Source organism: Paraburkholderia saeva (genome assembly GCF_907164555.1).
In the GTDB taxonomy this organism is placed as follows: domain Bacteria; phylum Pseudomonadota; class Gammaproteobacteria; order Burkholderiales; family Burkholderiaceae; genus Paraburkholderia; species Paraburkholderia saeva.
Map to the genome: position 1 here is coordinate 334,200 of NZ_CAJQZC010000002.1, position 13,779 is coordinate 347,978.

Annotated in this window: 11 protein-coding genes; 3 read left to right on the forward strand and 8 right to left on the reverse strand. The window is 63.9% G+C overall.

Annotated elements, in window-relative coordinates:
- Positions 1-131: 131 nt before the first annotated feature.
- Both LPA36_RS05705 and LPA36_RS05710 read right to left on the reverse strand, forming a co-directional pair.
- The gene (locus LPA36_RS05705) at positions 132-1,433 is read right to left on the reverse strand and encodes an ATP-binding protein (RefSeq protein ID WP_228875166.1); all 1,302 of its coding nucleotides are present in this window, start codon (positions 1,431-1,433) and stop codon (positions 132-134) included.
- Positions 1,434-1,437: 4 nt separating this feature from the next.
- Complete coding sequence (locus LPA36_RS05710) at positions 1,438-2,100, reverse strand: response regulator (protein WP_228875167.1); 663 nt, start codon at positions 2,098-2,100, stop codon at positions 1,438-1,440.
- Between the two features lie 452 nt (positions 2,101-2,552).
- Between LPA36_RS05710 and dacB the strand changes: the two genes are divergently transcribed.
- From dacB to LPA36_RS05725, 3 genes are all read left to right on the forward strand, one after another.
- Positions 2,553-4,097 carry a D-alanyl-D-alanine carboxypeptidase/D-alanyl-D-alanine endopeptidase gene (dacB, locus tag LPA36_RS05715; RefSeq protein WP_407674218.1) on the forward strand — a complete coding sequence of 515 codons (1,545 nt, stop codon included), beginning with the start codon at positions 2,553-2,555 and terminating at the stop codon, positions 4,095-4,097.
- Between the two features lie 331 nt (positions 4,098-4,428).
- On the forward strand, positions 4,429-5,367 hold the full coding sequence (locus LPA36_RS05720) for a sterol desaturase family protein (protein WP_228875169.1): 939 nt from the start codon (positions 4,429-4,431) through the stop codon (positions 5,365-5,367).
- 81 nt (positions 5,368-5,448) lie between these two features.
- On the forward strand, positions 5,449-6,636 hold the full coding sequence (locus LPA36_RS05725) for an SGNH/GDSL hydrolase family protein (protein WP_228875170.1): 1,188 nt from the start codon (positions 5,449-5,451) through the stop codon (positions 6,634-6,636).
- Between the two features lie 123 nt (positions 6,637-6,759).
- Here LPA36_RS05725 and LPA36_RS05730 read toward each other — a convergent pair whose 3' ends face one another.
- The 6 genes from LPA36_RS05730 to pyk form a co-directional block, all read right to left on the reverse strand.
- Positions 6,760-7,803, reverse strand: coding sequence for an L-threonylcarbamoyladenylate synthase (locus LPA36_RS05730; protein WP_228875171.1), 1,044 nt, complete (start codon positions 7,801-7,803; stop codon positions 6,760-6,762).
- A 13-nt stretch (positions 7,804-7,816) separates the two neighbouring features.
- Positions 7,817-9,013 (reverse strand): 5-(carboxyamino)imidazole ribonucleotide synthase, encoded by a 1,197-nt coding sequence (locus LPA36_RS05735; RefSeq protein WP_228875172.1) that lies wholly within the window; start codon positions 9,011-9,013, stop codon positions 7,817-7,819.
- Positions 9,014-9,100: 87 nt separating this feature from the next.
- Positions 9,101-9,619: a 5-(carboxyamino)imidazole ribonucleotide mutase gene (gene purE, locus LPA36_RS05740; protein ID WP_228875173.1), complete on the reverse strand. Its 519-nt coding sequence runs from the start codon at positions 9,617-9,619 to the stop codon at positions 9,101-9,103.
- Between the two features lie 45 nt (positions 9,620-9,664).
- Positions 9,665-10,555: a phosphoribosylaminoimidazolesuccinocarboxamide synthase gene (locus LPA36_RS05745; protein ID WP_228875174.1), complete on the reverse strand. Its 891-nt coding sequence runs from the start codon at positions 10,553-10,555 to the stop codon at positions 9,665-9,667.
- A 131-nt stretch (positions 10,556-10,686) separates the two neighbouring features.
- Positions 10,687-11,751 (reverse strand): class II fructose-bisphosphate aldolase, encoded by a 1,065-nt coding sequence (gene fba, locus LPA36_RS05750; protein ID WP_228875175.1) that lies wholly within the window; start codon positions 11,749-11,751, stop codon positions 10,687-10,689.
- 177 nt (positions 11,752-11,928) lie between these two features.
- The gene (gene pyk, locus LPA36_RS05755; RefSeq protein ID WP_228875176.1) at positions 11,929-13,365 is read right to left on the reverse strand and encodes a pyruvate kinase; all 1,437 of its coding nucleotides are present in this window, start codon (positions 13,363-13,365) and stop codon (positions 11,929-11,931) included.
- Positions 13,366-13,779: the final 414 nt, after the last annotated feature.

Genomic DNA, 13,779 nt, shown 5'->3' on the forward strand with positions numbered 1-13,779 from the left:
CGTGTACTCCTGACAAAGAGGTGCGCTTCAGAATGATTCGAAGCGTACGCGGCGTCACTTAAAAGAGTCTTAAGTGGAAAAAAGCCGCGCAACCCTTTCTGTCAGGGGTTCCCGCGATCCGGACGGGCCCGTCAGAACCGCACTGTCACGAGCAGGCCGCCAGAAGCCGATTCGCCGAGCGTGACATCCGCATGATGCTGTAGCGCGATGCGCTTCACGATCGCAAGCCCCAGCCCGCTACCCGCGATATCGCTGCGTACACGATTTACACCGGCGCCCGCGCGGTAAAAACGGTCAAAGACGCGCTCGCGCTCTTCGACGGGAATGCCCGGACCCGTATCCGCGATCCGCACGATGGGACGCCCTTCTTCGACCTTCAGGCTCACATCGATACGGCCGCCTTCCGGTGTGTATTTCGTTGCGTTATCGAGCAGGTTGTTGAGCATCACGCGCAGCGCTTCGGGTTCGCCGATCACCGTCGCCCGCGTGGTCGCCTCGATGCCGAGGTCGATGTTGCGCTGCTGCGCGAGCGGCGCGCGCGATGCCACGCATTCGTCGAGCATCGTGTGCAGATCGACGGCGACCGTCGCCGCGTGACCATCGGGTTCCGCGCGGGCAAGCGCGAGCAGTTGTTCCGCGAGACGCGTCGCGCGCGTCACGCCGGCCTGCAGATCGACGAGCGCTTCCTGACGCGTTTCGTCGTCGCGCGCGCGGGCGACGAGCTGCGTCTGGATCTGCACGGCGGCAAGTGGCGTGCGCAGCTCATGTGCAGCGTCGGCGACGAACGCCTTCTGCGTATCGAGCGCGGCGGACAGGCGCGCGAGCAGCCCGTTGAGCGCACGCACGAGCGGCTGCACTTCGAGCGGCAGACGCTGGTCGGGCAGCGGGTCAAGCGCTTCGGGATGACGCGTATCGAGCGCACCCGCCACGCGACGCAACGGCTTCAGCCCGCGACCCACGACGACCCACACGGCCACGCCAAGCAGCGGCAGCAGCACGATCAGCGGCCACAGCGTTCGCAGCGCGACGTTCGCGGCGAGCCGGTTGCGCACCGAGAGCGGCTGCGCAAGCTGCACGACGTTATCCCCGACGATCGCGCCGTACACGCGCCAGTCGCCCCGCTCGGTACGTTGTGTCGAAAAGCCGAGTTCCGCGTGCGGCGCAAGCGGTGCGCGCGGCGTCGAGTAGTACATCAGCACGCCGTTGCGATTCCAGATCTGCAGCACGATGCCTTCTTCGCCGGTGTCGCGCGAGCCGAGCACCTGCGAGAACGATTCGGACGGCAATGCACCGGCGATTTCCTGCAGCTGGTAATCGAAGAGTTCGTTCGCTTCGGCGAGTGCCTGACGATAGATGAGCCAGCCTGCGATGCACACGCCCGTGAGCACGATCGCGAGCAGCCAGAACAGTAATTGACGGCGAATCGAGCGCATCAGTTCAGGTTTCCTTCGCAAGCATGTAGCCGAGGCCGCGCACGTTGCGGATCAGATCCGCGCCGAGCTTCTTGCGCAGCGCGTGAATGTAGACCTCGACGGTATTGCTGCCGATTTCCTCGCCCCATCCGTACATTTTTTCTTCGAGCTGGCTCTTCGACAGCACGGCGCCGGGTCGCGCGATCAGCGCTTCCAGCAGCGCGAATTCGCGCGCCGAAAGCGCAACCGGCGCACCTTCCAGCGTCACCTGATGCGAAGCCGGATCGAGCGTGAGCGCACCGTGACGGATCGTCGAATCGCTACGGCCCGACTGGCGGCGGATCAGCGCGCGCATCCGTGCGCCGAGTTCGTCGAGATCGAACGGCTTGACGAGGTAGTCGTCCGCACCGGCATCGAGGCCCTTCACGCGATCGGCGATCGCATCGCGCGCCGTGACGATCAGCACCGGCAACGCGAGGCCGCGCGAGCGCATCGTGCGCAATACGTCGAGGCCGTCGCGCTTCGGCAGGCCGAGGTCGAGCAGCACGAGGTCGTAGGACTCGCCCGACACGGCCGTGAGCGCCGCTTCGCCGTCCTGCACCCAGTCGACGGCAAAACCCTCACCACGCAGCGCCTTGCGCACACCCTCCGCGATCATCCGGTCATCTTCGACAAGCAGTATCCGCATGGCACCCGTCCTGACGTTTTCTGGTTCGGTCCTGATTCAGTCGTGGTTCGGTTCTGTTTCAGTCACGGCTGTGAACCCGCATTCTATCTTTCGTCGCATGAGGTGAACCGCGAGCGATCATCGAGACCGCCCGATGCCAGCGTTTTCGCGCACCGTCACGGCTTGTCTCTACAATGAGCGCTTTTGCGCGACGCCGCGTGGTTCGCCGTGCATTTCGCTGTCTGGCCGCCCGCACGACGCGGCGCACAGCCTTACAAAAGCCCTGATCTCCGCTCTCTCGCATGACGACCGCTTTTCTCCTCAACGTTGCGCGCAGCCTTTCGGCGCGCCGTGCTTCATCCAGTGCTACCGCTACGTCATGCCGCCCGGGCACGGCGGACGCCCTGTCGCCTGCCGGCCGCCGTCACGTATCGCACGTCCCGGGCACGCTTCATACGCTCCGCGCGCAACGCATGCCATTCACCTGCGCCGCCGTGCTCGCGCTGACGCTCGCGTGCGTGGCGGCACCCGCGCCGGCGTTCGCACGCGCGAAGAAGGTGAAGAACCCCGCCGTCAACGTCACGACGGTGCTGCCGCCAGCGGTCATGGCCGGGCTCGCGCGCGCGCACGTGCCACTCTCGTCGGTGAGCGTGGTGGTCGAGAAGATCGGCGACCGCACGCCGATCCTCGCGCTCAACGCGGGCAAACCGATGATGCCGGCCTCGACAATGAAGCTCGTCACGACCTACGCCGGGCTGTCGATTCTCGGGCCGGATTATCGCTGGCGCACCAGCGCTTTCGCCGACGGCACGATGGACGCCGGCGGCGTACTGCACGGCAATCTCTACATCCAGGGCACCGGCGACCCAAAGCTCGTGCCTGAAGAGCTGATCGATCTCGTGCAGAAGATCCGCAAGTCGGGCATCAATGGCATCGACGGCGCGCTGGTGCTCGACAAGCGGTTCTTCGATGTGTCGACCCGCGATCTGCCGCCCTTCGACGACGACACCACCGCGCCGTACAACGTCGGTCCCGACCCGCTGCTGTATGCGTTCAAGTCGCTGTCGTTCGCGCTCTCGCCTTCGCCCGACGGCACCGTTGCCATCGACGTGCAGCCCGCGCTCGCGCAACTGCAGATCGCCAACCAGCTGCGCGCGACGAACGGCCCGTGCCGCGGCGACCTGACCGCCGTTACACCAACGGTGACGGCGATGCCGAACGGCATCGTCGACGCGACGTTCAGCGGCGACTTTCCGGTACGGTGCGGCGACCGCACGGTCAACGTGGCCGTGCTCGACCACACCGCGTTTTTCGCGGGCGGCTTCCTTGCGCTCTGGCAGCAAAGCGGCGGCACGTTCAGTGGCACGACGCGCGAAGGCGCCGTGCCGGTCACGGCAAAGCAGGTGGCTGTTCACCAGGGGCCGGTGCTCTCGGACATCGTTCGCGACATCAACAAGTTCAGCAACAACACGATGGCGCGCAACCTGTTCCTGACAATCGGCGCGGCGATCAGCAAGCCGCCCGCGACGCCGGAAAAATCCGTCGACGCCATCGACACGTTCATGCATCGCAGCGCACTGCCCACCGAATATCTGCAGCTCGAAAACGGCTCCGGCCTGTCACGTGACGAGCATATCCCGGCGATCTCGATGGCGGACCTCCTCCAGTCGGCTAACGCGAGCCCGGTCGCACAGGTATTCGTCGATTCGCTGCCGATCGCCGGTGTCGACGGAACGATGCGCAACCGCCTGACGGGCCAGCCCGTCAACGGCAACGCGCACATCAAGACCGGCACGTTGCGCGACGTGCGTGCGATCGCGGGCTACGTGGCTTCTTCGGATGGCACGAGCTATGTCGTGGTGAGCTTCATCAACGATCCGCATGCCGAAGCCGCCCGCGCCGCGCATGACGCACTGCTTGAATGGGTCTATCAGGGACCGTCTGTATCGATGTCGGATATTTCCGACGCGTCCCGTGCAAAGCCCAGGAAAAACCCGCATCCGCGCGGCGCGCATTGAGGAATTCTTCTACGGAAGCCGTTCGTTCCCTACACGGGTAGCGTGTACGCTGTCGGACAATGTCAAAAAAGCGTGTTCAAACAGACGCATGAGGACATGCGTCGCGCGCCGCCCCGCGGCGTGCGATGCAATCAAACGACAACGACAGGTACAGCAATCATCCTGCAAGGGACCAGAGTAAGTGCTTTGCTTCAACTCTGGTCGACCGCAATAACTTGCATGGGACCAGAGTAAGCGCTTTGCATGGGACCGGAGTAGCGCGCTAAAGCGCGAACTCCGGTCGACAGCTAAAGCGTCAACTCTGGTCGACAGGGGACGGAGGAAGACGACCATGCAATTCGATGCCGAATTGCTCCTGCTTGCCATGGCGCCCGTGTTTCTCGCATGCATCGGCTGGGAAGCGTGGCATCTTCATCGCACGCGCCCGGAAGCGGGCATCTATAGCTGGCGGGACACGCTGTGCAACGCCGCGCTCGCGCTGCTCCAGCAGGCCGCGGACAAGCTCGCCTGGCTCGCGATCATTCCCGTATACGCGTTTTTCTACGACCACTACCGGCTCCTCAAATGGCAGGCCGGCTGGGTATCGCTTGTCGTGCTGTTCGTCGCACAGGATTTTCTCTACTACGTGTTTCATCGGTGCAGCCATCGCGTGCGCTGGCTCTGGGCCGCGCACGTCGTGCATCACTCGTCGGAGCGCATGAATTTCTCGACAGCGTTCAGGCAAAGCCTGATGTATCCAGTCGCCGGCATGTGGCTCTTCTGGACGCCGCTCGCCGTGCTCGGTTTTCCGCCGAAGCAGATCGTCGCGATTGTGCTGATCAATCTCGGATTTCAGTTTTTTGTACACACCCAGCTGTTCGGCTCGATGCGCTGGCTGGGTTACGTCTTCAACACGCCGTCGATGCATCGCGTGCACCACGCGCGCAACGACCGGTATATCGATCGCAATTACGCGGGCGTGCTGTCGGTCTGGGATCGTCTGTTCGGCAGCTACGTCGATGAAGATCCGGTCGATCCCCCCAGGTACGGCATCGTCGAGCCGTTATACACATACAACCCGCTGAAAGCGACGTTTCACGAGTGGGGTTCGATGTTCGCCGACGCGGCACGCGTGTCGGGCTGGCGCAACAAGGCGCGCGCGCTGTTTGCGCCGCCTGCATGGGCTGCGGCATATCACGCGCGGATGGCGGGTATGAACGATGCTGCCGGGCATTCACGGGAGGACGCGATCGTGTTTCCCACGTCGCGTGAAGAGAGAGAAATTCTGTAAGCACCTGTCACGCCGTCCAAACGGCGGACGCTGCCTGCATCACATGGCATAAGGCCAGACACACGAGGAGATGAAGTCGAAATGAAGCATAACGGAATCGGATATCGGGGATTCGCGCGGACCGCGCAGTGCGCGATCGCAGGCGCAGCGTTTGTTCTGCTCGCCGCGTGCGGCGGAGGTGGTGGTGACGACAACAATGCGAACAGCACGCCGCCGGGCGGGGTGAAGCTGCAGGTGGTGTCATTCGGCGACAGCCTTTCGGATGTGGGCACGTATGCGCCGAACATTCAGGGCAATTTCGGTGGCGGTCGCTTTACGACGAATCCGGGCGAAATCTGGACGCAGAAAGTGGCCGAATACTACGGCGACACGTTGAAGGCAGCGAATCTGGGCGGTTTCGGCCAGCCGCTGGCCGCGACGGGTGCGCTGGGTTACGCGCAGGGTGGATCGCGCGTCGGGACGCAGCCGGGCATCGGCTTCGCAAGCCCGCCGCTGCCGTCTTACGCGCAGGCGACCACGCTGCCGATCACCGATCAGGTCAACCAGTACATCTCTGAACACGGCACCTTCAACGCGAATCAGCTCGTGCTGATCAACGGTGGCGCGAACGACATTTTCTACTGGGCAACGGTCATCCAGAAAACCGCAGCCGCAGTCCAGGCTGGGACACTACCGCCTTCGCAGCTGGCGGCGGCACAGTCACAGGCAAGCGCCGGCATGACGCTGGCCGCGCAGCAGTTTATCGGCGCGGTGCAACTGATCCTGTCGAAGGGCGCGACGCACGTTGTCGTGTCGGATGTGCCGGATCTGAAAGTTACGCCTGAAGGCGTCCAGGGCGGCCCGAACGCCCAGTTGCTGTTCGACTCCCTCACCGTGCCGTACAACAACGCGCTGAAGCAGTACCTGGGCAGCGTGCCGCAGGTCATCCTCGTGAGCGCATATAGCTGGATCGACCAGTCGGTTGCCAATTACCAGCAACTGGGTTTCACGGTGTCGAACACGGATACGGGTTGTGCGCTCGGCAAGATGGAGGCAGCAGCGACGACTTACGCCCAGCAAAACCCGAGCGTGCTCGCTCCGGGCCAGTCCGCCGCCGACTTCGGCAGCTCGTTCGGTTCATCGCTGTTCTGCTCGCCGCAAACCTACACGGTGGCCGGTGCGGATCAGTCGTACATGTTCGCTGATTCGGTCCACCCGTCGACCCATCTGCACGCGAACTTCGCGCAGACGGTCGAGCAGGCAATCGCTCAAAAAGGCATCGGCAAATGATGTCTTCAGGTTGCAGTGGCCGCTGACGCTACTGTGCTGAAAAAGAAAAACCCGGCTCGATTTTTTGAGCCGGGTTTTTTGTTGGTCCGTCGAACTGCGATGTACGGATAGAACAGCGGGGTTCTAACCCTGCGCCTCAAACGCCGCCGCCGCTCGTCCCAAACGGTCGTTGACCGCGATCCATTCGATCGTATCGGGCAACTTCTCGATCAGTATCCGCGAAACATCCGCGCGATCCAGCGCACGCAACAGGCTGTACAACTCTCGTGCGTACGCGTGAGGATCTTCCGGCGCGGCAACGAAATGCACACCGTCCGCATCCGCCCAGTTCCCCGCGCGCGAGACTCGCGCGACGAGCGCCACGCGCTCGTCCATCGCACGCGCTTCGAGCATCGGCTCCAGCGCTTCGAAAGGCAGCAGCGCGAGCGGCGTGCGCGGCGCGTAGTGCGCCTTCAATGTGCCCGAAGCGCGCGGCGCCGTTGCATCAGAGCCGTCCGGAAGACGCGGCATCTCGCCCAGCACGTCGGCGATGTCCTGCGGCGTCACGCGACCCGGCCGCAGCAGCGCCGGAAAGCCACGCGACAGATCGAGAATCGTCGACTCGATGCCCACCTCAGACGAGCCGCCATCAAGCACATGAATCGAATCGCCGAACTCTTCGCGCACATGCTGCGCAGTTGTCGGACTCACATGGCCGAAGCGGTTCGCCGACGGCGCCGCGACGCCACCGTGCCCATCACGCAGCGCGCTGAATGCAGCGAGCAGCGCCTGCGCCACCGGATGTGAAGGGCAGCGCAAGCCGACCGAATCCTGGCCGCCGCTTACCGCCGACGGAATATGCGCCGCGCGCTTGAGGATCAGTGTGAGCGGGCCCGGCCAGAACGCATCGATCAGCCGTTGCGCCTCGGAAGGCAGACGCTCGACCCAGTACCCCGGGTCGCCGCCCGGCGCGAGATGCACGATGACCGGATGATTCGCCGGCCGCCCCTTCGCGGCATAGATACGCGCGACGGCATCCGCGCTTTCAGCATCGCCGCCAAGGCCGTAGACAGTCTCCGTCGGAAACGCGACGAGCTCCCCTGCGTCGAGCAGCGCCGCGGCGTTCGCGATGTCCGCCTCGCCAACGGGGAGCGCGCTCTCTTCCGGTGATTTCGGTTGATCCGGCATCGTGACTGCGATCTCAGCTCTTGATGATGTGCAACAGACGCGCACAGTCACGCGCGGCCGTGCGCGCTTCTTCGAGCGTCGCGGCGGTGAAGTTCACGTGGCCCATCTTGCGGCCCGGCCGCGCCTCTTCCTTGCCGTACAGATGCAGCCGCGCTGCGGGCATCGCCGCCACTTCGTGCCACGGCGGCGTGACGGCCGCACGTTTCGGACCGTCCTTGAACCAGACATCGCCGAGGATGTTCAGCATCACCGCCGGTGAATGCTGGCGCGTGTCGCCGAGCGGCATGCCTGTCATCGCGCGAACCTGCTGTTCGAACTGGCTGGTCGCGCAGGCATCGACGGTGTAATGACCGGAATTGTGCGGACGCGGCGCCATCTCGTTCGCGACGAGCGAGCCGTCTTCCAGAATGAAAAACTCGACGCACAGCACGCCGACGTAATCCAGCTTCGCAGCGATCTGCAACGCGGCCTGCTGAGCCTGCTTGACGAGCGAAGCGCTCGCGTCGGGCGCCGGCACAATCGTGTGCGACAGGACACCGTCGCGGTGCGTATTCTGCGCGAGCGGATAGACCGCCGATGTCCCGTTCGCGCCACGGGCGATAAGTGCCGAGACCTCGAACTTCAGCGGCAGACGCTTTTCCAGCACGCACGCAACGCCACCCAGCGATGCATGCGCCTCGCGGACTTCCCCGGCATTGCACACGCGAATCTGGCCTTTGCCGTCGTAACCGAGACGCGCCGTCTTGAGAATGCCAGGCAGCACGGCTTCGAGCTTCGCGTCTTCGATCGATTCAAGCGCTGCGGACGATTCGATCACCACATGCGGCGCCACCGCCACGCCGGACGCCGCGATAAAGCGCTTCTCGGCAATGCGGTCCTGCGCGATGGCGACACATCGGCCAGCCGGGCTGACGAACGTATAGCGCGCGAGGAAATCGAGACTCGCGGCGGGTACATTTTCGAACTCGGTCGAGACGGCCGCGCACAGGCGCGCGAGCTCCGTCAGTGACGCTTCGTCGTCGTATGCGGCGCGCAGGTGCCGGTCCGCGACGGCGCCCGCCGGACTGGTCTCGTCCGGATCGAGCACCGCGACGCGATAACCCATCGCCTGTGCGGCAAAGCAGAACATGCGGCCAAGCTGGCCGCCACCGACCATGCCCAGCCAGGCGCCAGGCAGAATCGGTGAAACCGGTGTGTTGTCTGAATTCATCTCAGTGGTCGGCAGCGGCCGCAGCGCAGGCAGCCAGGGAATCTGATGCGCAACGGCCGGGGTCAGGCAGGAAACATCGGTTCGCGCTTACAGCGCGGGCAATACCATTGCATGTGCAGCTTCGTTCTGACGCACGCGGAACGCAGCAAGCTGGTTCGCGTACTCAGGCGAGCTCACGCTCAAGATCGATACCGCAAAGAGCGCCGCGTTCGCCGCGCCCGCTTCGCCGATCGCAAACGTCGCGACCGGCACGCCCTTCGGCATCTGGACGATCGAGTGCAGTGAATCGACGCCCTTCAGATACTTGCTCGCGACCGGTACACCCAGCACCGGCACCGTGGTCTTCGCGGCCAGCATGCCGGGCAGGTGCGCGGCGCCGCCCGCACCCGCGATGATCACGCGCAGGCCGCGCTCGCGCGCGCGCTGTGCGTAGTCGAACATCTCGTCGGGCATGCGGTGCGCCGAAACGACCTTCGCTTCGTAGGGCACGCCGAACTCCTGAAGGAGCGCGACGGCGTGTTTCATGATGTCCCAGTCGGAACTGGAGCCCATCAGCACACCAACGAGTGGCGCGGCATGCGTGTGGGCGGTTTGTGCTTCGCTCATCGTACGAACTTCCTTATCGGGCGGGCTTCAGTGATTGAAGCGGGCTTAAGCGAGCTTCTGCCCGGTCAGGCGTTCGAGCGCTTCCTGATACTTCTCGCCCGTCTTTGCAACTACATCATCCGGCAGCTTCGGCGCCGGCGGCTCTTTCTTCCACGGCTGCGTTTCGAGCCAGTCGCGCACGAACTGCTTGTCGAACGACGGCGGGTTCGTTCCCACCTGATACTGGTCGGCCGGCCAGAAGCGCGACGAATCAGCCGTCAGCACCTCGTCCATCAGATACAGCCTGCCGTGGTTGTCGAGGCCAAATTCGAACTTCGTGTCGGCGATGATGATGCCGCGCGTGGCCGCGAATTCAGCGGCTTCCTTGTAGAGGCGGATCGAAATGTCGCGGATCGTGGCCGACAGTTCGGTGCCGATGCGGCGTTCCATCTCGTTGTACGTGATGTTCTCGTCATGGTGGCCCATTTCGGCCTTCGCTGCCGGCGTGAAGATCGGCTCGGGCAGCTTCTGCGCGTTCTGCAGGCCCGGCGGCAGTTCGACGCCACACACGGCGCCCGTTGCCTGGTAGTCTTTCCAGCCGCTGCCGGCCAGATAGCCACGCACCACCGCTTCAACCAGAATCGGCTCGAGACGCCTGACGACAACCGCGCGACCCTTGACCTGTTCGACTTCGTCCGCTGCGACGACCGTTTCCGGCTCGACGCCCGTCAGGTGATTCGGGACGATGTGCTTCAGCTTGTCGAACCAGAAGTTGGCCATCTGGTTCAGCACGCGACCCTTCTTGGGAATCGGCTCGCCCATGATGACGTCAAACGCCGACAGACGGTCGGTCGTGACGATCAGCAACTGGTCGTTGCCCACCGCGTAGTTGTCGCGGACCTTGCCGCGGCCGAGCAGCGGCAGCGAGCGGAGCGTGGATTCGTAAAGGGTAGACATCGTCGTAGTTCGCTAGAAATGGGGCAAAAATGAGACCGGAACAAAAGGGAAACGCCGTTCCCCAGATCATGCGGGAACGGCGATCTAACAACAACCTGGCCGGATGGCCAGGTCAGTGCTGAACGAACAGCCTAGCGGACGACCTGCCTGAGGTCGCCCGACTTGTACTTCTCCGCCATCCTGTCGAGCGACAGCGGTTTGATCTTCGCGGCCTGGCCTTCGCAGCCGAACGCCAGGTAGCGGTCCACGCACACCTTCGTCGCAGCTTCACGCGCCGGCTTCAGGTAGTCGCGCGGGTCGAACTTCGACGGGTTCTCTGCCATCGCACGACGGATCGCGCCGGTGATCGCGAGACGCAGATCGGTGTCGATATTGATCTTGCGCACGCCGTTACGGATGCCTTCCTGGATTTCCTCGACCGGCACGCCGTACGTTTCCTTCATGTCGCCGCCGAACTCGCGGATCTCCGCGAGCAGTTCCTGCGGCACCGACGACGACCCGTGCATTACCAGGTGCGTGTTCGGGATGCGCTGGTGAATTTCCTTGATGCGCTGGATCGACAGGATATCGCCCGTCGGCTTCTTCGTGAACTTGTACGCGCCATGGGACGTACCGATCGCGATCGCCAGCGCGTCGCACTGCGTGAGCTTCACGAAATCGGCGGCCTGCTCGACGTCGGTCAGGAGCTGCTCGCGGGTCATCGTGCCTTCCGCGCCGTGGCCGTCTTCCTTGTCGCCCTTCATCGTTTCGAGCGAACCGAGCACGCCCAGTTCGGCTTCGACCGTCACGCCGATCGAGTGCGCCATCTCCACGACCTTGCGCGACACGTCGACATTGTATTCATACGACGCCACCGACTTGCCGTCCGCCTCCAGCGAACCGTCCATCATTACGCTCGTAAAACCACTGCGCATGGCCGCCATGCACACTGCAGGCGACTGCCCGTGATCCTGATGCATCACAACCGGAATATGCGGATACGACTCGATTGCCGCTTCGATCAGGTGACGCAGAAACGGCTCACCGGCGTACTTCCGGGCACCAGCCGACGCCTGCATGATGACGGGCGCGCCGACCTTGTCCGCCGCCGCCATGATCGCCTGCACCTGTTCCAGGTTATTCACGTTGAATGCCGGGAGGCCATAGCCGTTTTCGGCGGCATGGTCCAGCAACTGACGCATTGATACGAGAGGCATGGTGAAACTCCTTAGATTGAAACGAAACCTGTGCCGTCGGCATCTAATTTTTACGATTTTATCGCGAAGCAAGCCGCATTCCCGTGCGTGCCTTCCCTGAGCGTGGTTCAGGGGCGCGCCGCCTCTCCCGGGAACGCGGCCTGCTCGCCGCGCCGATCGGGTAAAAATCCAGTCTGATCAGTACGGTTCACCCACCCGCACGATCTTCAGCGTGTTCGTTCCGCCGGCCTGACCCATCGGCTCGCCCACCGTGAGCACCACCATGTCGCCGCGTGACGCATAACCCTTGCTGACCACCACTTCGAGCGCCTGCGCAAGCGCGGTGTCGCGGTCGGTGTTGGTGTCGAGGTGCAGCGACGTCACATTACGATACAGCGCCATCGCGCGTTCGCTGCCGGTGCGCGGCGTGAGCGCGAAAATCGGCACATGGGTCCAGTGACGCGACATCCACAGCGCGGTCGAACCCGATTCCGTCAGTGCGACAATCGCCTTCGCGCCCAGGTGAAACGCCGTGAACAGCGCGCCCATCGCGATCGACTGGTCGATACGCGTGAACGTGCGGTCGAGGAAATCCTTGTCCAGTTCCGAATTTTCCGACTTCTCAGCCTCGACGCAGATCGCGGCCATCGTTTCGATGGTCTGCACCGGATACTTGCCCGCCGCCGATTCCGCCGACAGCATCACGGCATCCGTGCCGTCGAGCACCGCGTTCGCGACGTCCGACACTTCGGCGCGTGTCGGCACCGGTGCGTGGATCATCGATTCCATCATCTGCGTGGCCGTGATGACGAACTTGTTCGACTCGCGCGCCATACGGATCATGCGCTTTTGCAGCGCCGGGACTGCGGCATTCCCCACTTCCACGGCCAGATCGCCACGCGCGACCATGATGCCGTCGGAAGCGTCGAGGATGCCCTGCAGCGCCGGAATGGCTTCCGCGCGTTCGATCTTCGCAATCATCTTCGGCTTGATGCCGTACGGCGCGCCCGCGATGTTGGCGAGCTGGCGGGCCATTTCCATGTCGGTGGCGTTCTTCGGGAACGATACCGCGACAAAATCCGCACCCAGCGACATGGCGGTCTTGATGTCCTCCATGTCCTTTTCGGTCAGCGCCGGCGCCGTGAGGCCGCCGCCCTGGCGGTTGATGCCCTTGTTGTTCGACAGGTCGCCGCCGATCTTCACCGTGGTGTGAACCTCGGTGCCGAGCACGCGCACGACGTTCAGGACGATCAGGCCGTCGTTCAACAGCAGCACGTCGCCCGGTTTCAGGTCGCGCGGCAGATCCTTGTAGTCGAGGCCGACGCGGTCGTCGTTGCCGAGCTCGCACGCGGAATCGAGGATGAACGAATTGCCGGCGATCAGCGTCGTCTTGCCGTTCTCGAACTTGCCGACGCGAATCTTCGGGCCTTGCAGGTCAGCCATGATGGCGACTTCGCGGCCAGCCTGGCGCGCGGCTTCACGGACGAACTCAGCGCGTTGGCGATGGTCGTCGGCGGTGCCGTGCGAGAAGTTGAGCCGCACCACATCACATCCGGCCTCAATCATTTGCAGCAGGATTTCCTGCGTACTGGAAGCCGGGCCGATGGTGGCGACAATCTTGGTGGCGCGATGCATGAGTCTCCTCGTCTGGATGGGTTCGCTGGGATAAGCGCTGCGAGTCGGATTCTGTGGCGTTGCCGCGCGAGCGGCTGCCTGGGGCTGCGCGCCGGCTGGAGCCTGCGTCGCTTTGTTTGAGCGTTGCGCATCGGGCGTGGCCGATGCTGCGAAGTCTTGTGCCGGTACGCTGGCTTCGGCCAGCGCGGCGGTGTCGGATGGGGCGGTTTCTGCAGGCGCGACGCTGTGCTGCGCCGCTATTGCCTGATCCTGCGGATGCTGTGTGTTCTGCACCGCTGGCTGGCCCGGCGCGCCTGCTGGCGCCAGAGCCGCTTGCAGCGGCTTGCTGCTGGAGCGCGCGCTGCGCTCCCCTGCGGCTGTCGTACGCGGCGTGGGCCGGCCTTTTGCTGACTTCGTCGGGGAGCGCGTTGCCAC